General features: G+C 63.7%; 22 protein-coding genes. 7 read left to right on the plus strand and 15 right to left on the minus strand.

Annotated features, from left to right (window positions below; translation table 11 throughout):
• The first annotated feature begins 150 nt into the window (after window positions 1–150).
• Window positions 151–852 (plus strand): DNA polymerase III subunit epsilon, encoded by a 702-nt coding sequence (gene dnaQ, locus EOB49_RS27960; protein WP_127323025.1) that lies wholly within the window; start codon window positions 151–153, stop codon window positions 850–852.
• A gap of 207 nt (window positions 853–1,059) precedes the next feature.
• Here the strand turns inward: dnaQ and secB are convergent, their stop codons facing one another.
• Together secB and EOB49_RS27970 are read right to left on the minus strand one after the other, a co-directional pair.
• Window positions 1,060–1,557: a protein-export chaperone SecB gene (gene secB, locus EOB49_RS27965; RefSeq protein WP_023813420.1), complete on the minus strand. Its 498-nt coding sequence runs from the start codon at window positions 1,555–1,557 to the stop codon at window positions 1,060–1,062.
• Between the two features lie 130 nt (window positions 1,558–1,687).
• Entirely contained in the window at window positions 1,688–2,185 is a 498-nt protein-coding gene (locus tag EOB49_RS27970) for an FxsA family protein (RefSeq protein WP_127271639.1), read from the minus strand.
• Between the two features lie 217 nt (window positions 2,186–2,402).
• Here EOB49_RS27970 and EOB49_RS27975 point away from each other — a divergent pair, with 217 nt between their 5' ends.
• Genes EOB49_RS27975 through EOB49_RS27990 form a run of 4 tightly spaced genes read left to right on the plus strand, consistent with a single transcriptional unit; the run spans window position 2,403 to window position 5,181 of the window.
• A complete protein-coding gene (locus EOB49_RS27975) occupies window positions 2,403–3,110 on the plus strand; it encodes a Tim44/TimA family putative adaptor protein (RefSeq protein WP_127268043.1) in 708 nt (235 codons plus the stop codon).
• 25 nt (window positions 3,111–3,135) lie between these two features.
• Window positions 3,136–4,260 carry a murein transglycosylase A gene (locus EOB49_RS27980; RefSeq protein WP_127382885.1) on the plus strand — a complete coding sequence of 375 codons (1,125 nt, stop codon included), beginning with the start codon at window positions 3,136–3,138 and terminating at the stop codon, window positions 4,258–4,260.
• Window positions 4,257–4,787 (plus strand): Smr/MutS family protein, encoded by a 531-nt coding sequence (locus tag EOB49_RS27985; RefSeq protein ID WP_127321405.1) that lies wholly within the window; start codon window positions 4,257–4,259, stop codon window positions 4,785–4,787. The genes EOB49_RS27980 and EOB49_RS27985 overlap by 4 nt, the downstream gene beginning before the upstream one ends.
• A 25-nt stretch (window positions 4,788–4,812) precedes the next feature.
• Window positions 4,813–5,181, plus strand: coding sequence for a helix-turn-helix transcriptional regulator (locus tag EOB49_RS27990; protein WP_027040326.1), 369 nt, complete (start codon window positions 4,813–4,815; stop codon window positions 5,179–5,181).
• Window positions 5,182–5,264: 83 nt separating this feature from the next.
• On the opposite strand, the gene EOB49_RS27995 is transcribed toward EOB49_RS27990, so the two are convergent.
• The 5 genes from EOB49_RS27995 to EOB49_RS28020 all read right to left on the minus strand — a co-directional run bounded on the left by EOB49_RS27995 (window position 5,265) and on the right by EOB49_RS28020 (window position 9,460).
• Complete coding sequence (locus EOB49_RS27995) at window positions 5,265–5,432, minus strand: hypothetical protein (protein ID WP_245265299.1); 168 nt, start codon at window positions 5,430–5,432, stop codon at window positions 5,265–5,267.
• 249 nt (window positions 5,433–5,681) lie between these two features.
• Entirely contained in the window at window positions 5,682–6,488 is an 807-nt protein-coding gene (locus EOB49_RS28000; protein ID WP_127382886.1) for a glycosyltransferase family 25 protein, read from the minus strand.
• Window positions 6,489–6,666: 178 nt separating this feature from the next.
• Window positions 6,667–7,284 (minus strand): transglutaminase-like cysteine peptidase, encoded by a 618-nt coding sequence (locus EOB49_RS28005; protein WP_127382887.1) that lies wholly within the window; start codon window positions 7,282–7,284, stop codon window positions 6,667–6,669.
• A gap of 233 nt (window positions 7,285–7,517) precedes the next feature.
• Window positions 7,518–8,795 (minus strand): polyhydroxyalkanoate depolymerase, encoded by a 1,278-nt coding sequence (locus EOB49_RS28015; RefSeq protein ID WP_127382888.1) that lies wholly within the window; start codon window positions 8,793–8,795, stop codon window positions 7,518–7,520.
• A gap of 305 nt (window positions 8,796–9,100) precedes the next feature.
• Entirely contained in the window at window positions 9,101–9,460 is a 360-nt protein-coding gene (locus EOB49_RS28020) for a septal ring lytic transglycosylase RlpA family protein (protein ID WP_127382889.1), read from the minus strand.
• Between the two features lie 309 nt (window positions 9,461–9,769).
• Between EOB49_RS28020 and EOB49_RS36595 the strand changes: the two genes are divergently transcribed.
• The gene (locus EOB49_RS36595) at window positions 9,770–9,955 is read left to right on the plus strand and encodes a hypothetical protein (protein ID WP_164781829.1); all 186 of its coding nucleotides are present in this window, start codon (window positions 9,770–9,772) and stop codon (window positions 9,953–9,955) included.
• A 55-nt stretch (window positions 9,956–10,010) separates the two neighbouring features.
• Here the strand turns inward: EOB49_RS36595 and EOB49_RS28030 are convergent, their stop codons facing one another.
• The 4 genes from EOB49_RS28030 to EOB49_RS28045 form a co-directional block, all read right to left on the minus strand.
• Entirely contained in the window at window positions 10,011–10,802 is a 792-nt protein-coding gene (locus tag EOB49_RS28030; RefSeq protein ID WP_127268050.1) for an ATP-binding cassette domain-containing protein, read from the minus strand.
• 10 nt (window positions 10,803–10,812) lie between these two features.
• Window positions 10,813–11,589: an ABC transporter permease subunit gene (locus EOB49_RS28035; protein ID WP_127382890.1), complete on the minus strand. Its 777-nt coding sequence runs from the start codon at window positions 11,587–11,589 to the stop codon at window positions 10,813–10,815.
• Window positions 11,586–12,749 (minus strand): FMNH2-dependent alkanesulfonate monooxygenase, encoded by a 1,164-nt coding sequence (ssuD, locus tag EOB49_RS28040; protein WP_164781830.1) that lies wholly within the window; start codon window positions 12,747–12,749, stop codon window positions 11,586–11,588. Before ssuD ends, EOB49_RS28035 begins: the two co-directional genes overlap by 4 nt.
• 91 nt (window positions 12,750–12,840) lie before the next feature.
• On the minus strand, window positions 12,841–13,794 hold the full coding sequence (locus EOB49_RS28045) for a sulfonate ABC transporter substrate-binding protein (RefSeq protein WP_127382892.1): 954 nt from the start codon (window positions 13,792–13,794) through the stop codon (window positions 12,841–12,843).
• A 283-nt stretch (window positions 13,795–14,077) separates the two neighbouring features.
• On the opposite strand from EOB49_RS28045, the gene EOB49_RS28050 reads away from it, so the two are divergent.
• Window positions 14,078–14,365 carry a GIY-YIG nuclease family protein gene (locus tag EOB49_RS28050; protein ID WP_127331970.1) on the plus strand — a complete coding sequence of 96 codons (288 nt, stop codon included), beginning with the start codon at window positions 14,078–14,080 and terminating at the stop codon, window positions 14,363–14,365.
• Between the two features lie 150 nt (window positions 14,366–14,515).
• Here EOB49_RS28050 and EOB49_RS28055 read toward each other — a convergent pair whose 3' ends face one another.
• The 4 genes from EOB49_RS28055 to tauA all read right to left on the minus strand — a co-directional run bounded on the left by EOB49_RS28055 (window position 14,516) and on the right by tauA (window position 17,574).
• The gene (locus EOB49_RS28055) at window positions 14,516–14,707 is read right to left on the minus strand and encodes a hypothetical protein (protein ID WP_164762806.1); all 192 of its coding nucleotides are present in this window, start codon (window positions 14,705–14,707) and stop codon (window positions 14,516–14,518) included.
• Window positions 14,708–14,732: 25 nt separating this feature from the next.
• Window positions 14,733–15,593 (minus strand): ABC transporter permease subunit, encoded by an 861-nt coding sequence (locus EOB49_RS28060; protein WP_127382893.1) that lies wholly within the window; start codon window positions 15,591–15,593, stop codon window positions 14,733–14,735.
• Window positions 15,590–16,399 carry a taurine ABC transporter ATP-binding protein gene (locus EOB49_RS28065; RefSeq protein ID WP_127382894.1) on the minus strand — a complete coding sequence of 270 codons (810 nt, stop codon included), beginning with the start codon at window positions 16,397–16,399 and terminating at the stop codon, window positions 15,590–15,592. The genes EOB49_RS28060 and EOB49_RS28065 overlap by 4 nt, the downstream gene beginning before the upstream one ends.
• Window positions 16,400–16,560: 161 nt before the next feature.
• A complete protein-coding gene (gene tauA / locus EOB49_RS28070) occupies window positions 16,561–17,574 on the minus strand; it encodes a taurine ABC transporter substrate-binding protein (protein ID WP_127322717.1) in 1,014 nt (337 codons plus the stop codon).
• Window positions 17,575–17,816 lie beyond the last annotated feature (242 nt).

The raw sequence follows: 17,816 nt of genomic DNA on the forward strand, positions 1-17,816 counted from the left end.
TTCTCCCCGTCACTATACGGGGAGAAGTGCCCGGCAGGGCGATGAGGGGCAGCGCAAACCCTGTGGCGATTGTCCTAGGCAACGCCGTTTCTCATTGCCATTTTGTTCCGTTGTATGAATCTGCTCCCTTGGAGCGGAGCGACTGATTCGATGCGTGAGATCATCTTCGACACGGAAACCACCGGCCTCGATTCGCGCGACGACCGCGTCATCGAACTGGGCGGCGTCGAGCTGGTCAACCGCTTCCCGACCGGCAGGACCTTCCACCGCTACATCAACCCGCAAGGCCGCGCGATCCACGCCGAGGCGCAGGCGGTGCACGGCATCAGCGCGGCCGACCTCGCGGGCAAGCCGACCTTTGCCGAGATTGTGCAGGAGTGGCTGGACTTCACCGACGGCGCCAAGCTGGTCGCCCACAACGCCACTTTCGATGTCGGCTTCCTCAACGTCGAATTCGGCCGGCTTGGTCACCCGGTCATAGACAATGGTTTTGTCGTCGACACGCTGGCGCTGGCGCGCCGCAAGCACCCGATGGGCCCCAATTCGCTCGATGCGCTCTGCCGGCGCTACGGCATCGACAACACCAAGCGCACCAAGCACGGCGCCCTGCTCGATTCCGAGCTGCTGGCCGAGGTCTATATCGAGCTGATCGGCGGCAAGCAGGCGGCCCTTATCCTCGACAGCGCCACCGCGCCGGCGCAAGGCGAGAATGTCCGCCAGATCGAAATCATCATCAGCCAGCGCCCGGCACCCCTGCCGCCGCGTGTCACCGAAGCCGAACGCGCCGCGCACACCGGCATGGTCGGGACGCTTGGCGAAAAGGCACTGTGGCTGAAGGTTGCGGCTGGCTGAGCAATTGCTGACCGAAACCCTTGCGGCTTCGTCATCCTAGGGTCTGCGCTGCGTCGCTTCGCTCCTTGCTTCGCCCTAGGATGACGAAGACGGGAGGGCCAGGCCATTCGAAGGGCGCCGGCGCCTCAGCTATCTCTCCAGCACCTCAAACAGAAAACCCGGCGCGAGGCCGGGTTCTCAGAAAACAACAGCGATGGCAGGCAGGCCTCAGCTCACCTTGACCTTGGACGCCTCGTCCTCGGCCAGCTTCTGCTGGAACATCTGTGCGAAGTCGATGGGGTCGAGCATCAGCGGCGGGAAGCCGCCATTGCGGGTTGCCTCGGCGATGATCTGGCGGGCGAACGGGAACAAAAGGCGCGGGCATTCGATGAACAGGATCGGCAGCATGTGCTCCTGCGGAAAGCCTGCGATGGCGAACACGCCGCCATAGACCAGCTCGACATTGAACAGCACTTCCTGGTCGAAGGACGCCTTGGCGTTCAGCGTCAGATTGACGTCGAACTGCTTGTCGGAGAGCGGGTTGGCGTTGACGTTGACGTTGATGGCGATGCCCGGCGCCTTGTCGCGGCCGCGCAGCGAATTGGGCGCGCCGGGGCTTTCGAAGGACAGGTCCTTCACATACTGCGCCAGAACGTTGAGCGACGGCTGCGCCGCATTGCCGTTTCCGTTGGCTGCGCCGACCGGCGCGTCATCTTTGCTGGCCATTAGCCTTGTCCTCTTGCCTGGGCAGCGTCGCTGACCGAATTGAAATCGGGCGTTCGCTACCATGGCGAGGATGACAAGACAAGGTTTGCCGCCTTGCTTCCGGGCTGCGGGATGTCGATGGGACGGCGCCCTAATCGTCCTTCAGGCGGCGCCACGGCGAGTTGTGATCCGGTCCGCGCTTCAGATCGTCTTCGCGCGAATAGTCGCCGTCTTCGAGGTCGATGACCCTGTCGCGCCGGCCACGAAAACCGCCGGTCGAGAAATCGGTGGCGACGACAATGCGGCCCTTGAACCGGCTCCAGGCAAAATCGCGCAATGGCGGCAGGAACAGCAGCAGGCCGATGATGTCTGATATGAAGCCGGGGATGATCAGGAGGATCGCCGCAACCACGATCATGGCGCCGTGCGCAAGGTGGCGGCTGGGGTTCTGGCCGGCGGCCATCTCGGTGCGGATGCGGGCCATCACACCAAAGCCCTGGTATCGGAGCAAAAGCACGCCGGCGATGCTCGAGGCCAGCACGAGGCCGACCGTCGCCAGCGCGCCGACCTCGCGGCCGACGATGACGAAACCGGCGATTTCCAGCAGCGGAAGCGCGAGGAGAAAGAAGGGAAGCAGCGAAATGCGCAAGTCTTGCCAACCTTTTTCGATTGTTATGATCGTTTCGATTGTTTTGGCCGCCAGCGAGCAATCGCCGCTGGCACTGAGGCTGTTAGATAGGTATGCCTGCCTTTGATTTGAATGATTGCGCCTTGCGTTCTATATGCTTTGAATGTTGAACGCTATGCGACCGTGGCCATTGGGCCTGACGGTCCGGCCACAGGGCAGGGATTGATTGGCGGAAGATATGGGATTCTTCGACTTCGGCACGATTTTCTTCCTGATTGCGGCGGTGGTCATCTTTTTCCAGCTGCGCAATGTGCTGGGCCGCCGCACCGGCAGCGAACGGCCGCCCTTCGATCCCTATTCGGCGGCTCGCACCGGCGACAAGGATGCCGCCCAGAAATCCGAAAACGTCGTCTCGCTGCCGCGCAAGCGCGCGCCAGGCGAGCCGGCTCCCGACACCTATGCCGCGATCGACGCTTTCGCCAAGCCCGACACCGACCTCAACAAGGGCCTGCGCACGATCAAGGACAATGATCCGTCCTTTGAGCCGAAGGGTTTCGTCGACGGCGCCAAGATGGCTTACGAGATGATCGTCATGGCCTATGCCGACGGCGATCGCAAAACGCTGAAGAACCTGTTGTCGCGCGAGGTCTATGACGGTTTTGTCGCCGCCATCGGCGAGCGCGAGGCCAAGGCGGAAAAGATCCAGTCCTCCTTCGTCGGCATCGACAAGGCCGACATCGTCTCGGCCGAGATGAAGGGCGGCGAGGCGCATGTCACGCTGCGCATCATCAGTGAACTGATTTCCGCGACCCGCGACAAGGCAGGTGCGGTCATCGACGGCGACCCGGAAACCGTTGCCGAGGTCAAGGATGTCTGGACCTTCGCCCGCGACACGCGCTCGCGCGATCCGAACTGGAAGCTCGTCGCCACCGAGGAAGAAGACTAGTTCGGAAACACGCGGCGAGGCTCCGGTGTCGCTATCGCCTCTTTTTGTCGAGAAAGCCTTTGGCGACCTGCCCGGCTGGGACGATGACGACCATCTGGCGGCCTTCGCCGCCTTTCGCCGCTCGGCCTTCCATGTCCTGACCAAACCCTATCGCAGCGGTGCGCTCGGCGTCGACTTCGCCGCCTTTGCCGATGCCTACGCGGAGGCCCGGACCGTTTCGCCGGCGAATCGGTCGCCGGTTTTGACCCACGGGGAAGCCCGCGCCTTCTTCGAGCGCCATTTTGTCCCGGCGCTTATCCCTGCCGAAAATGCCGGCGCCGGGCTCGTCACCGGTTTCTACGAACCGCAAGTCGAGGCGTCACCGGTGCGCACGGACCGGTTTTCGCTGCCATTGCTGTCGCGCCCGGCCGATCTCGTCGATATCGACGAAAGCAACCGGCCTGCCGGCCTGGATCCTTACCTCGCTTTCGCGCGCCAGACGCCGGCCGGGCCGGTCGAGTATCCCGACCGTGGCGAGATCGAGCGCGGCGCGCTGGATTGCAAGGGCCTGGAAATCGCCTGGCTGGCCGACAAGGTCGATGCCTTCTTCATTCACGTGCAAGGTGCCGCACGCCTCGCCATGACCGACGGCCGGCTTGTCCGCGTCACCTATGCCGCCAAATCCGGCCAGCGCTTCACCGGGCCCGGCAAGATCCTGAGCGAGATTGGCGAGATCCCGCTGGCGGAGGTGACGATGCAGTCGATCCGTGCCTGGTTCAAGGCGCATCCGGACCGCGTCGACGAGATCCTGCGTCAGAACCGCTCCTACATCTTCTTTCGCGAGGCCGATGTCGAGGACGCGGCCCTTGGGCCGATCGCCGCCGCCAAGGTGCCGCTGACGCCGGGCCGCTCGATCGCCGTCGACCGCCTGCTGCATACATTCGGCACGCCCTTTTACATCGACGCGCCGACGCTCACTGCTTTCGACGCAAAACCGTTCCGCCGCCTGATGATCGCGCAGGACACCGGCTCGGCCATCACCGGACCGGCGCGGGGTGACCTGTTCGCCGGTTCGGGCGATGCCGCCGGCGAGATCGCCGGCGTGGTCCGCAATGCCGCGGATTTTTATGCGCTGGTGCCGCGCGCGCTCGTTGCGGGTGCGGTCCGATGACCCGGCGCCCGGACAAGCTCAGCGAGGATGACCGGGTTCTGTGGAACCTGGTGGCGCGCACGGCCAAGCCGCTGAAGGGCAAATTTGCCGTCGACATCCCCGACATTGCCGCCGAGGCTAGGCCAAATCAGCCGCAGCCGGCCCAGCCTGCTGCCAACGCCGCAGGGACCGCAAAGCCGAAGGCTCAGCAAGTCACGCACCGCCTCGACGAGCCGACGCTGGACAAATTATCGAAAGGCCGGCTGCCGATCGAGGGCCGTGTCGACCTGCACGGCATGACCCAGGACGAGGCTTATTCGCTGCTGTTTTCGTTCCTGCACCGGGCGCATGCCGGTGGCGTCCGCTATGTCCTGGTCATCACCGGCAAGGGCTCGTCCTCCGGCGGCGATGGGGTGTTGCGGCGCGCCGTGCCGGCCTGGCTGTCGACGCCCGCCTTCCGGCCGCTGGTCTCCAGCCACGACCATGCCGCCCGCAACCATGGCGGTTCGGGTGCGCTCTATATCCGCCTGCGGCGGGCGCGCCTGTGAGGAGTTCTATCATGAGGGCGGGGACATGACCCCGTTCGGCGAGAAGCTGCGCACGCTACGAGGCGAACGCGGTGTCCGCCAGAAGGACATGGCGGCGGCGATCGGCGTCAGCGCCGCCTATCTGTCGGCGCTTGAACATGGCAGGCGCGGTGCCCCGACCTGGACGCTGATCCAGAAGATCATCGGCTATTTCAACATCATCTGGGACGATGCCGAGGAACTGGCGCGGCTGGCCGAGGCCTCGCACCCGCGTGTAAAACTCGACACGTCGGGTCTTTCCCCCGCTGCCACCGAGCTTGCCAATCTGCTGGCGGAAAACATCGAGAAACTCGACGAAGCCGAGCTTCGCCGCATCACCGCATCGATCCGCGCGGCGTTGAACCAGCGGCCGTAGCCGACGGTCCGCGCCGGTACAAGTTCGCCTGCCTCACGAGGAAACTGCCCGCCGGCGGACCGCCGGCGGGCACAGTGGTGAGATCATTTCTTGCCGGCGGTGCCGCCATTTCCACCCCGGCCATGATCGCCGTGGTCGTGGCCATTGTTTCCGCCGCCCAGGCAGTCCGACGCCCCGGCATCACCGCAACAGCGGCCGGCCCAGAGGTCGTTGAGGTTGGTTTTGGCACAGCTGGTGGTCTGATCGGCCATAGCGGATCCGGCCATGCTCGACACCGCGATAGCGGCAAGAAGGGTGTTTCGCAGAAAAGCAGTCATCTGAAGTCTCCATGGTTGGTTTCGGTTCACGGCTGTGTGTCGCTGGCCGGAGCGAAATGGTTCACGGAGAAATATAACTTCTGTCATCTACGAGCGAAGCGGGCGCGCAGACAGAAGTATCCAGATGGGCGCGTCAGGCGTTTGGTTGGAGTTTGCCAGCGACCGGGCTGTACTCCCGGTATCTCATGGCTCTACCGGGCAGCCCTCATTGGCAAAGAGTATCACGGTTCGTCGATGGCGACGGAACTTGTGCGACATGCGACGAAAAGCCTGCAGGCTCTTCTGTACCAGCCATGACCTACTCCTCCCCGGAAAACGCGGCACACTATGGGTGGCGAGTGCAGGCGCATCGACCAAACTAGATCCCTTGGGATAAAAGACTTGGGTTTGAATACAGAGACCCGGGAACATCTGATAGGATTTCAGACTGTCAGCTATCCCACATTCGGGGTTGAACTTCACATGGTCGACGGCATCCGAAAATACCCGCGTGATCAATAGAAGGCGCTCGGCTGTCGACCTCGAGAGGATGTACCCACCGGACCCGAATGCGAAGCCGCGAAGAAGCCCCAATTTGAAGTCGCGAGGCAGCAGCTTGACCGCACGGTCAAGCCAGACCCCCCGTCCAGCAATCGCCTCGATCTTTACGATGTCCGCGCCTGCTGGAATCCATGTGGTGTCCCCGCCAAGAAACAGATCCGCATGCCTGGACATCAACATGTCGTCCTCGAAAACACAGCCGTAGGGGTCTGCTTCCGAGGCGATCCTTTCCCAACACCGGCGATGGCTCAAGAAGCAGCCTACCTCTTCCTGCGTCATTGTGGCCGCCCCGAAAACGGGCTTGTAAACATCGGCGATCTCGGTGGGGCTCAGCAGTCGTCCGTCCACCGCCGAGATTCGCTCGAAACTAAGCCCGACAGATGCAAACCGATCGGTCATCCGCATCAATCTGTCGGAACTGCGGTCCAGGTTGATCACATAGGATCTCATTGATTATTTCTCGTTGCCAGGAGCACACGCACCAGCTCATCGGCCATGAACATTTTGCGCCGGTTGTCGGTGAAGATAATTGAGGAAGCGATCGAGCGTGGCCTAGGGGTCACCGCGACGGAGCTTCGCTTGACGAAGCGTTGGATGCCGCCCTTAGGGAAGCCGCCGTTGCTGGTGCCTACTGAACCGCGCCGACCAGAACCTGCTGGCCACCGCGGATCGAGACCCAGCGGCCGGTGTTGTCGATCGCCTGCCGCTTGAGGAAGCGGTAACCGGTCGCGTCCCATGGCTTGACCTTGTCGGTCAGATTGTCGAGCACATAGTCGCCCTCGTCGGTGCGCACCGTCAGCACGGCGTGGCCCTCGCCGTCGGGCTTGCGCACGACGGTGATCAGCAGATCGGCAAGCGATATGCTCATGCGTGAAAGCTGGCGCCGCTTTTCCAGCACATAGTCCTCGCAATCGCCGACACCCTTGTCGGGATAGGCCCAGACCTCGTCCTTGCCGTAGATGTCCATGTCGCTCATCGGCTTGACGGCGGCATTGACCCTGGCAGTGACATTGAGGAGCTTGCGCATCAGCCCGTCGCTCATCGGAGCCGGCGCCAGATTGGTCGGGCGGATCGAGCACTCGCCCGGATGCAGCTTGCAGAAATCATAGTGGCCGATCGGCTGCGAGGTGAGACCCCCGGTCGCCATCGCTCCACCCGCCAAAGCCGGTGCCACCCAGCCCGCCGTCACTGCCAGCCCGGCCGCCGCATACACGCGCAGCCGTTGCGCCATCGATGAGGAAATCATTGTCCCCGCTCACCCTTTGTTATTAACGAAAGGTTAAGGGGGATTTACAGTCCGTGTCAATTACGACGACGGTCGGATTGTCGGCATGGTTACCCGAGGGGCTGGACAGCGGCACTTGTGCAACAGAATCGGCCAGCCAGCCGGCTTTTACCGGTCAATCTCACGGTTTGTCGCCGTTAAGCTTGGTTCTATGCAGGTCATCGTCCAAAAATCCGCAATTTGGGCGACTTGCATTATCTCTTGGCGGCGCGGACCAGCTTCGGTTTCACCGCGACACGCTCCTGGCGGCCATAGCTGGTGATGAAGTCGACGATGCGCGGCACGATTTCGGAACGGAAGCGCGAACCGTTGAACACGCCGTAATGGCCAACAGCCGGCTGCATGTAGTGGGCATGCCGCTCAGCCGGGATATTGGGGCACAGATCATGCGCCGCCTTGGTCTGGCCAAGGCCCGATATGTCGTCGTTCTCGCCTTCAACCGTGAACAGCGCGACGTTGCGGATCGCCGACGGATCGATCCTGGTGCCGCGATGCGTCATCTCGCCCTTGGGCAAGGCCTGGCGAATGAAGACGGTGTCGACGGTCTGCAGATAAAACTCCGCCGTCAGGTCCATGACAGCAAGGTACTCGTCGTAGAAATCGCGGTGCTTCTCGGCATTGTCGCCATCATGCTTCACCAGATGCATGAAGAAGTCCTTGTGGGCGATGATGTGGCGGTCGAGGTTCATGCTCATGAAGCCGGACAGCTGCAGGAAACCGGGATAGACCTCGCGGCCGAAGCCCCGCACCGGCCAGGGCGCATGCATCACGACATTGTCGCGGAACCAGTCGATACCTTTTTCCTGCGCCAGCAGGTTGACCGCGGTCGGGTTGCTGCGGGTGTCGATCGGGCCGCCCATCAAGGTCATGGTCGAGGGCACGAAGGGGTCGCCCTTCGTTTCCATCAGCGCCACGGCGGCCAACACCGGCACGGAAGGCTGGCACACCGCCATCACATGCGTGTCCGGCCCCAGCGTGTGCAGCATGTCGATGACGTAATCGATGTAGTCGTCGAGATCGAACTGGCCATCGGCAAGCGGCACCATGCGGGCATCGACCCAGTCGGTGATGTGCACGTCGGCATAGGGCAGCATCGCTTCCACCGTGCCGCGCAGCAGCGTCGCATAATGGCCCGACATCGGCGCCACGATCAGAAGCTTCGGATCGGGCTTGCGCCCGGCGGGCACGGCACGCTCGAAGCGGACGAGATTGCAGAACGGCTTCGACCAGACGGTCTTCTCGGTGACCTCGACGCTCTTCCAGTCGACCACGGTCTTGCTCAGGCCGAAGGCCGGCTTGCCGTAGCGGCGCGTGGTGCGCTCGAACAGTTCGGCCGTCGCCGCGATCGAACGGCCCCATTGCGTGTGGGAAAACGGATTGAGCGGATTGGAATAGAACATCCGCACCGCGTCGGCATAGAGGCGCGCGGGCTGCAAGGCGGCGTGGTTCATTTCATAGAGCTGGTAGAACATCGAGAACCCCGCTGCTGCCTGCGACCGAAGGGACGACGAGCAGCGCCGAGCCCTAGATGTCTCGCGGGGAAGTTAACAACTAATTGCTGCGATGCAATACGTCACGCTGCGTGACCAATGCTTCTTTGGTTCAAGGCCATGGAAATCGGGGCCGAACGGTGCCAGCCGGCTTAGTGTGCGGCTGCGAAATGTGTAGGCAGTGTGTCCGGCCCTTTTGCCGGACACCCGATCCCGAAAAGTGGATTCCGGTTTTCGCTTTGCGAACCTCCGGTTCGGCAGAGGTCATGGTCCAAGAAAAGGCCACTCTAGACGCGCGCCATGCACACGGAAGTATGGCCGGAGCCGATGAAGCCGAGCTGGCCGGCGGCACCCTTCGACAGGTCGAGCACGCGTCCCTTGATGAACGGACCGCGATCGTTGATGCGCACGACGACGCTGCGGCCGTTGTTCTTGTTGGTCACCTTGAGCTTGGTGCCGAAAGGCAAGGTGCGATGCGCGGCGGTCAGCGCCGACGGGTTCATGCGCTCGCCCGAGGCGGTCTTGGAGTGCAGGGCATACCACGAGGCGCGGCCGCACTGGGCGGCGGCGGTCGCCGAAGAAGCGCCGACCATCAGGCCAGCAGCGATCGTTACCGCGACAAGCGCGGTCTGTTTTGAGTTCTTCATATTTGAGGGATGGCTCCGTTTTTGACAGACCCCAGCCGTTAGGTGCCAAATAAGGCGCGAAATGCGGCAGTGATCTGGCGGTTCCGTGGCAGTGGCACACGTTTGGAGTCGCTGGGTAACAGTCTGTCAGGGATTTTCCGGCACGCGATGGTCAATCAATGATGATCTTTGTGCTGCGATCAGACGTCCGTTTGACAAGATCGAACATTAATATCCAAGTAGAGCCCGGCATGGTCGGGCCACTTCCTTTGGCTCTTTTATCGCGGCCCCGATGCTCCAACCAATCGACTTCGAAAGCGAGATCCGGCAATGAGGCTGACCAAAAATCTTCTGGCGTTGATTGCCCTTGCCATCGGCGCGCTGTGGTCGCTGCAAGGCGTCGGCGTTGTCGGCGGCAGCTTCATGACCGGCCAGTCGCAATGGCTGTATATCGGTGTCGTCACCATGCTGGTCGGGCTGGGGGGACTGGTGTGGGCGAACCGTTCTCGAGGGTGAGCTTCGAAGAAAGGTCGACCCCACTCCGCCAATTGCGGCGCCGCCCCCAACAAACCTACCCGAACAGCCGATCCAGAATCTTGCCTTCCAACCGCGCAAGCTCGACCGAGCCGCGCCGGCGCGGCCGTTCCACGGGCACATCCAGATCAAGCGCGATCCGGCCTTCGCTGATCACCACGACCCGGTCGGCCAGCGCAACCGCCTCGGCGACATCATGCGTGACCAGCACGGCGGTGAACTTCTGCGCGATCCAGATGCGTTCCAGAAGCTGCTGCATCTCGATGCGGGTCAGGGCGTCGAGTGCGCCGAGCGGCTCGTCGAGAGCCAGGATCTGCGGGTGGCCGACCAGCGCGCGGGCCAGCGCCACGCGCTGCTTCTGACCTCCCGACAGCACCGAAGGCCATTCGTCGGCCCGGTCGGCAAGCCCGACCTCGCCGAGAATGTCGAGCGCGCGTTGCCTTGCCTCGGCGCCGGAAGCAATCCCGGTCAGCCCGACCTCGACGTTTTTCACCACGCTGGCCCAGGGCAGGAGCCGTGGTTCCTGGAACATGAAGCGCGTGCGGCTGTGTCCTTCCTCTTCTACGCCGAATGTCAGCGATCCCGATGTCGGCCGGTCGAGCCCGGCCAGAAGCCGCAAAAGCGTGCTCTTGCCGCAGCCGCTCTTGCCGATGACGGCAAGGAACTGTCCGGCCGGCACGTCCAGGTCGATGCCGTCGAGCACGGTCTTGTCGCCGAAGCGCTTGCCGGCTTGCCTGAAGGCAAAGGCCCGCTGCCCTTCGACGGAGCCGATCGGCCGCACCGGCGTGGCGACGAAGGAACGGGCTGCGGTCAGGCTGGCGGCGGTCATGGGCAATCTCTCATCCGTTCTGGAAGGCCGGATGCCAGCCGAGCGACAGCCGCTCGAGCAGGCGGGCGAGGCTGTCGGCAAGCTTGCCGAGCAGCGCGTAGATCAGGATCGACAGCACGACGACGTCGATCAGCAGGAATTCGCGCGCCTGCATGGCCATGTAGCCGAGGCCGGAGCTGGCCGAAATGGTTTCGGCGACGATCAGCGTCAGCCACATGATGCCCAGGGCATAGCGCAGGCCGACGAAGATCGCCGGCAGCGCACCGGGCAGGATGACGCGGAAGAACAGGGCGCGCCGGTCCATGCCGTAGACGCGGCCCATCTCGACCAGATGCGGGTCGACGCTCTGGATGCCGAGCAGCGTGTTGACGTAGATCGGAAAGAACACGCCGAGCGCGACCAGGAACAGTTTGGCTTCCTCGTCGATGCCGAACCACAGGATGACCAGCGGGATCAGCGCCAGGTGCGGGATGTTGCGGATCATCTGCAGCGTCGTATCGGTCAGGCCGCGGCTGAGCGTCGACAGCCCGTTGGCAAGGCCAAGCGCAAAGCCGATCGAGCCGCCGATGGCGAAGCCGGCAAGGGCGCGCGCGGTCGAAACGCCGATGTTGCGGACCAGTTCGCCCGACAGCGTCAGCCGCCAGAAGGCCTCGGCGACCGCACTTGGCGCCGGCAGCACGTTGGCGGGCATGACGCCCGCGCGGCTGGCCATCTCCCAGCCGGCAATAACCAGCGCCGGCAGCAGCCAGCCGATGGCATTGTTATGCAGGCGCGTGGCAACGCTCATGACGAAGCCTGCAGGCGGTTGGCGCCATGGAAGCCGACCGAGAATTCGTTGGCGATGTTCTCATGCGCCCGCTGCCGCCTGGTGCCGAGCCCGAGTTTCGGGAATAGAAGCTCGGCGACGCGGTACGCTTCCTCGAGATGCGGATAGCCCGAGCCGATGATGGTATCGATGCCGATCGCCTGGTATTCGCGGATGCGCTCGGTGATCTGTTCCGGCGTGCCGACCAGCGCCGTGCCGGCGCCGCCGCGCACCAGCCCGACACCGGCCCACAGATTGGGCGAGACGACCAGCCTGTCACGGCGTCCGCCATGCAATTGCGCCATGCGGCGCTGGCCAACCGAATCCATCTGGTTGAGGAAGCGCGCCTGCGCATTTTCGATCTGGGCGTCGGTGACATGGCTGATCAGCCGGTCGGCGGCGCGCCAGGCTTCGTCCTCGGTCTCGCGAACGATGAAATGCAGCCTGATGCCGAAGCGCAGTTTTCTGCCGCGCAGTGCCGCTTTTGCGCGCGCCGCAGCCAGCTTCTCGGCAACCTGCGCCGGCGGCTCGCCCCAGGTCAGATACATGTCGACGAGGTCGGCGGCGAGGTCCTGGCCCGCGTCCGACGACCCGCCGAAATAGAGCGGCGGCCGCTCCTGGTGCGGCAGAAGGTCGAGCCGGCCACTCTCGACGCGGTAATATTTGCCGTCGAAATTGACCCGCTCGCCGGACACCAGGCCGCGCCAGATGGTCAGGAACTCATGCGCCTGGGCATAGCGCTCGTCATGCGGCAGGAAGACGCCGTCGCCGGCGAGTTCGGTCGGGTTGCCGCCGACCACGACATTGAGCAGCAGGCGGCCATTGCTCAAGCGATCGAGGGCGGCGGTCTGGCGCGCGGCGAAAGTCGGCAGCGTGACGCCCGGCCGCAGCGCAACGAGAAACTTCAGCTTTTCGGTCAGCGTCGCGAGACCTGCCGCGGTGATCCAGGAATCCTCGCAGTTCTGACCGGTGGGCAGCAGCACGCCGGGAAAGCCGAGCCGGTCGACCGCTTGCGCGATCTCCTTGAAGTAGCCGAATTCGGGCGGTCGCTGCTGCTCCTCGGAACCGAGATAAGAACCGTCGCCATGCGTCGGGATGAACCAGAAGAAATCGAGCGGTGCGGGGCTGGCAGGCGCGGTCATGTCTGGCACAGTCACGGGCGGATCTCCTGTAGATATGGGTGCAAACGCAAATGGCGCCGGGCGTTCTCACCCGGCGCCGTCAGGGGACAAGTTAGTTGCCGGGTGCTGTCCACACCGCATCAGAGATGCGGACCGCTTTCGGGATCAGCCCGAGCTTGTAGAAGCGGTCGGCGGTGGCCTGCTGGCCGGCGATGATCTCGTCGGTGATCGGAAAGATGCCGAACTTGGTGCGGTTGGCGGCGATGATCTGCGCGTCGAGCGGCACACCGGTCACCTCATGCAGCGCCGCGGCCACCTTGTCGCGGTTCTGGTCGGCCCATTTCGCCGCCTCGCCAAGGGCCGATATCGTCGTGGTGATGGTTTCGGGGTGCGCCTTGGCGAAATCCTTGTTGGCGAGGAAGTAGGTGTTGACCTTGAGCACCTCGCTGGAGCGGGCCAGCACACGCGGCTGGTAGCGGGTTTCGGCGATGGCGAAGAACGGATCCCAAACGCTCCAGGCATCGATCTGGTCGCTGGCGAAGGCTGCGGCCGCATCCGCCGGGCTGAGATAGACCGGCGTGATCTGGTCGAACGGAATACCGGCCTTTTCCAGCGCCGCGACGAGCAGATTATGCGCGCTGGTGCCCTTGCCGACACCGACGCGCTTGCCCTTGAGATCGGCGACGGACTGGATCGGCGACGCCGGCTTGACGAAGATCGCCTCGCCCTCGCCATTCGACGGCAGCGCTGCCGCATAGACGATGTTGGCGCCGGCCGACTGGCCGAAGATCGGCGGTGCGTCGCCGGTCCAGCCGACATCGATGGCGCCGACATTGAGCGCCTCGACCAGCGGCGGCCCGGCGGTGAACTCGACCCATTTGACCGCCACGCCCTTGTCTTCAAGGGCCTTTTCGATCACCTGCTGCTGCCTGGCGATCACCGGCAGGCCGGTCTTCTGATAGCCGATGCTGAGCTGCTTCAGCTCCTGCGCTGTGGCGCCGGATGACACGGCAACCGTCGCCGCCAGCAGGCCGATGCCGAAAACACGTCTCGTTAGATTGAACATTGATCCCTCTCCTTCGCTGCGGATCGGCGCCGGAAATGGCCTCGCCGGTCGGAAGATGGATCAGGCTAGGTAGTTCTATAAATTTAGTAGAGGAATGATTTTGCGAGTTGGAGCGGGGGTGGGGAATTATCTTCTACGGTAACCCAGAATTCGTCATCCTAGGGCGGAGCAAGGAGCGAAGCGACGCGCGCAGACCCTAGGATCCATGCCGTGACATTGGCCTTAGAATGCAGCGGATCAGAATGGCGCTTGCGCGCCCACCAACGCGGGCTACCCTTCAACCATGACCGGCTACGTCTACATGACCGCGAGTCAGAAGCGCGGTACGATCTACATCGGCGTCACCAACGATCTCGGCCGCCGCATGCCGGAGCACATATCCGGTGAGGGCTCGCGCTTCACCAGCCGCTACGGCGTGCAACGCCTTGTCTGGTACGAGGAGTATTTCGATATCACCGATGCCATCCAGCGCGAGAAGTCACTGAAGCGCTGGCCACGCCAATGGAAGATCGAGCTGATCGAGAAGGCCAATCCAGAGTGGTTCGAGCTCTTTCGTGGAACCGGCTGGTAGGCGCTCGGTTTCTTTCACCGCCGGAGCATAACATCACCGTCGCGGCATGGATCCTAGGGTCTGCGCGCGTCGCTTCGCTCCTTGCTTCGCCCTAGGATGACGAAACCAGGGTTAGGCCGTCTTCGTGACATGAATCGTGCGCCCACCCCCTCACTGCGACCAATACTGCCAGGCCCAGTAAAAACTCTCGTCGCGCGGCGGCAGGCGGTTGCGCTCGGCGTCCCAGCGGACCGGCGTTGGCGATTTCGGTTGCTGTTCTGGCGGCTGGCTTTCCCTGGTCCAGGCGAGAAGCCAGTTACCGGCTTGGGCGAACAGCACGGCGGTGGAATGGGTTATCGTCATTCTCTCCTGCTCTTCTGGTTTCCAATCATTCGCGTCCCGCCCACGGGACGAGCACGCGCTCGATCCTGCGGATGGTGAATTCGAGCACGAAGGCGATGGCCGCAATCACCAATATGCCCATCACCACCACGTCGGTGACGAGGAACTGGGCGGCCGACTGGATCATGAAGCCAAGCCCGCGTGTCGCCGCCACCAGTTCGGCCGCCACCAGCGTCGACCAGCCGGCGCCGAGCGCGATGCGCAGACCGGTCAGGATCGACGGCAACGCGCTGGGCAGAATGACGTGGCGGACCACTTGTCGCTGGGTAGCACCCAGCGAGCGCGCCGCGTTGATGCGCTCCTGCGAGACGCCGCGAACGCCGGACGCGGTCGACAGCGCCACCGGCGCCAGCATGGCGATGGCGATCACCAGGATCTTCGACGGCTCGCCGATGCCGAACCAGATGATGACCAGCGGCAGGTAGGCGAGCGGCGGGATAGGCCGCAGGAATTCCAGCAGCGGATCGAAGATGCCGCGCCCGATCGTGCTGATGCCGATGGCGAGACCAACCGGCACGCCAATGGCAAGGGCGGCGACCAGCGCGGCGAATACTCGCCACAGGCTGGCGACGGCATGCTGCAGCAGCGTAGCATCGACGAAGCCGTCACGGGCGACGGTGATGAACTTGTTCCACACCGCGATCGGCGAGGGCAGGAACACTGGCGACACCAGTTGCAGGCGGGCCGACAGCGCCCACAGCGCCAGCACCACCAGGATGGTCACAGCGCTGACCGCGCGCGCGGAAACGCCTTTGCGCTTGGGGCTGGGTCGCGACCACGGCACCGACAGGCCGTCCGCCTCATCGATCTTGTGTCCCGGCCGCTCGGTGTAGGAGGTAACGGTCATGCCGCCTCTCCTTCGAAGATCGCGTCGGTCAACTCGCCGCGTGCCACCGCAAAAGCCGGATCGGCCTTGATGGTGCGGATGGCTTCTCCCGATGCGTAGCGCCTGGAGAAGCCGGGTTCAAAAGTCCGCACCACGCGGCCCGGGCCGGGCGCCAGAACGACGATGCGGGTGGCCAGCACCAGCGCCTCCTCGATGCCGTGCGTCACCATCAGCACGCCGACCTCGCTTGCCGTCCATAAATCGAGCAGCGTCGTCTGCATGCGTTCGCGCGTCAGCGCATCGAGCGCGCCGAGCGGTTCGTCGAGCAGCAGGAATTCCGGTTCGGCGGCGAGCGCCCGGGCCAGGCCGACACGCTGGCGCATGCCGCCGGAAAGCTCCCAGATGCGCTTGTCGCCGGCGTCGGTGAGCTTCACCAGCGCCAGCAACTCATCGGCGCGCCGCGCCCGCTCGGCTGGCCTGACACCGCGCAGCCTGAGCGCGAAGGCAACGTTTTCGCGCGCCGTCAGCCATGGAAACAGCGCGTCGTTCTGGAACACCACCGCCCGGTCCGAACCAGGTGCTGTGATCGGCTTGCCGTTGATGGAGGCGCGCCCGCGTGCCGGCGCGACAAGGCCGGCGGCGACGTTGAGCAGCGAGGTCTTGCCGCAGCCGGACCGGCCCACCAGCACGACGAAGTCGCCCTTGGCGACATCGATCGACACCAGCTCGACGGCGGGCGCCGCCTGGCCGTCATAATGGATCGAGACTTTGTCCAGTACGAGATGGGGGTCCAGTACGAGATGGGGGTCGAGCACGAGATGCGGCATGGATGCCTCGCAATTTCGTTGAAATCCGACGGCCCCGGCGCTCGTCAGCGGTTCCGGGGCAGTCAGCACGCGGCGTCAGGGAAGAAGCGCGCGGGCCGGGTTCAGAGCAATTCCAGGAAACTGTGAAGCGGTTTTCCGTCCGGAATTGCGTTAAGCGAGTACTAGTTCGAGGCGAGCGCCTCTGTGACGTATTTCGACGACACGTATTTCGAATAGTCCGGCAGCACGGCGTCGATCTTGCCTTGCTCCTTGAGGAAGGCGGATGTCGCTTCCACCGCCTTGACCGTGCCGCCGCCGAGGAATTTGTCGGAGGCCTGCTCTTCCAGCGTCGGGAAGACATAGCCCTTGAGCAGCTGCGGCACTTCTTCCAGCTTGGCGCCGGTGAGCTTGGCGATCGCGGCTGCCTGCGGCGACGACACCGACCAGGCGTCGGGCTTGGCCAGGAACTCGGCATAGGACGCGCCCGTCACCTTGACGAAGTCGCGCACCGCTTCCGGGTTCTTTTCGGCGAAGTCGGTGCGCACGATCCAGGCGTCGAAGGTTGGCGCGCCCCAGGCGGCGACCTGCGAGGAATCCACCACCACCTTGCCCGTCGTCTTGATCTGGCCGAGCGCCGGATCCCAGACATAAGCGGCGTCGATGTCGCCGCGCGAAAAGGCGGCGGCGATTTCCGGAGGCCTGAGATTGAGGATCTCGACCGACTTCGGATCCACGCCCTCATGCTTCAGCGCGGCGAGCAGGCTGTAATGCGTCGTCGAGACGAAGGGCACCGCGACCTTCTTGCCGGCGAGGTCGGCGACTTTCTCGATGCCGGCGCCGTTGCGCGCCACCAGCGCCTCGGATTCGCCGATCAGGCCGACGATGAAGATGGTCTGGATCGGCAACTCGCGGCTCGCCGCCGCCGCCAGCGGGCTCGAGCCGACATAGCCGATATCGACCGAACCGGAAGCGACCGCAGCGATGACATCGGCGCCGGAATCGAATTTGCGCCAGTCGATCACTGCCTTCGTCGCTTTTTCATAGGCGCCGTCGGCCTGCGGCACTTTCGAAGGCTCGACCACCGTTTGATAGCCGATGGTGATCTTGAGGTCGTCGGCATGGGCCGGGCCGAGGAAGGCCGCGCCGGCAAGTGCCGCCGACGAGAGGAGAACAATGCGTCGCGAAATGGTGGACATGGAGGGCTCCTGAAAAGAGAAAAATCGGAATGCCCCATGATAGTCCGCTAATTCTATTAGGTTTGTAGAGTTAAATCCTTCCAACCGAGGCGGGCTTGTTAGAAAAAAGCTGTCGGTGGGGCGGTGGTGAAGCGGATAGGGTGGCTGCGTCGGGCAACGTCGGGGCATTGCAAAAGGCAGAACTTTTGATGCCGGCGGGCCAGCGCCCCCCTCTGTCCTGCCGGACATCTCCCCCTCAAGTG

This window comes from Mesorhizobium sp. M7A.F.Ca.MR.148.00.0.0 (genome assembly GCF_003997735.1).
Taxonomy (GTDB): domain Bacteria; phylum Pseudomonadota; class Alphaproteobacteria; order Rhizobiales; family Rhizobiaceae; genus Mesorhizobium.

Bases quoted from the DNA above. Each gene is read 5' to 3' on its own strand.
- EOB49_RS28050 (WP_127331970.1), top strand. From the start codon at position 14,078: ATGACCGGCTACGTCTACATGACCGCGAGTCAGAAGCGCGGTACGATC.
- EOB49_RS28015 (WP_127382888.1), bottom strand. From the start codon at position 8,795: ATGTTCTACCAGCTCTATGAAATGAACCACGCCGCCTTGCAGCCCGCG.
- dnaQ (WP_127323025.1), top strand. From the start codon at position 151: ATGCGTGAGATCATCTTCGACACGGAAACCACCGGCCTCGATTCGCGC.
- ssuD (WP_164781830.1), bottom strand. From the start codon at position 12,749: ATGACCGCGCCTGCCAGCCCCGCACCGCTCGATTTCTTCTGGTTCATC.
- EOB49_RS27995 (WP_245265299.1), bottom strand. From the start codon at position 5,432: ATGGCCGATCAGACCACCAGCTGTGCCAAAACCAACCTCAACGACCTC.
- EOB49_RS27975 (WP_127268043.1), top strand. From the start codon at position 2,403: ATGGGATTCTTCGACTTCGGCACGATTTTCTTCCTGATTGCGGCGGTG.
- EOB49_RS28035 (WP_127382890.1), bottom strand. From the start codon at position 11,589: ATGAGCGTTGCCACGCGCCTGCATAACAATGCCATCGGCTGGCTGCTG.
- EOB49_RS27985 (WP_127321405.1), top strand. From the start codon at position 4,257: ATGACCCGGCGCCCGGACAAGCTCAGCGAGGATGACCGGGTTCTGTGG.
- EOB49_RS28000 (WP_127382886.1), bottom strand. From the start codon at position 6,488: ATGAGATCCTATGTGATCAACCTGGACCGCAGTTCCGACAGATTGATG.
- EOB49_RS28030 (WP_127268050.1), bottom strand. From the start codon at position 10,802: ATGACCGCCGCCAGCCTGACCGCAGCCCGTTCCTTCGTCGCCACGCCG.
- tauA (WP_127322717.1), bottom strand. From the start codon at position 17,574: ATGTCCACCATTTCGCGACGCATTGTTCTCCTCTCGTCGGCGGCACTT.
- EOB49_RS28065 (WP_127382894.1), bottom strand. From the start codon at position 16,399: ATGCCGCATCTCGTGCTCGACCCCCATCTCGTACTGGACCCCCATCTC.
- EOB49_RS36595 (WP_164781829.1), top strand. From the start codon at position 9,770: ATGAGGCTGACCAAAAATCTTCTGGCGTTGATTGCCCTTGCCATCGGC.
- secB (WP_023813420.1), bottom strand. From the start codon at position 1,557: ATGGCCAGCAAAGATGACGCGCCGGTCGGCGCAGCCAACGGAAACGGC.
- EOB49_RS28055 (WP_164762806.1), bottom strand. From the start codon at position 14,707: ATGACGATAACCCATTCCACCGCCGTGCTGTTCGCCCAAGCCGGTAAC.
- EOB49_RS28005 (WP_127382887.1), bottom strand. From the start codon at position 7,284: ATGATTTCCTCATCGATGGCGCAACGGCTGCGCGTGTATGCGGCGGCC.
- EOB49_RS28045 (WP_127382892.1), bottom strand. From the start codon at position 13,794: ATGTTCAATCTAACGAGACGTGTTTTCGGCATCGGCCTGCTGGCGGCG.
- EOB49_RS28020 (WP_127382889.1), bottom strand. From the start codon at position 9,460: ATGAAGAACTCAAAACAGACCGCGCTTGTCGCGGTAACGATCGCTGCT.
- EOB49_RS27990 (WP_027040326.1), top strand. From the start codon at position 4,813: ATGACCCCGTTCGGCGAGAAGCTGCGCACGCTACGAGGCGAACGCGGT.
- EOB49_RS28060 (WP_127382893.1), bottom strand. From the start codon at position 15,593: ATGACCGTTACCTCCTACACCGAGCGGCCGGGACACAAGATCGATGAG.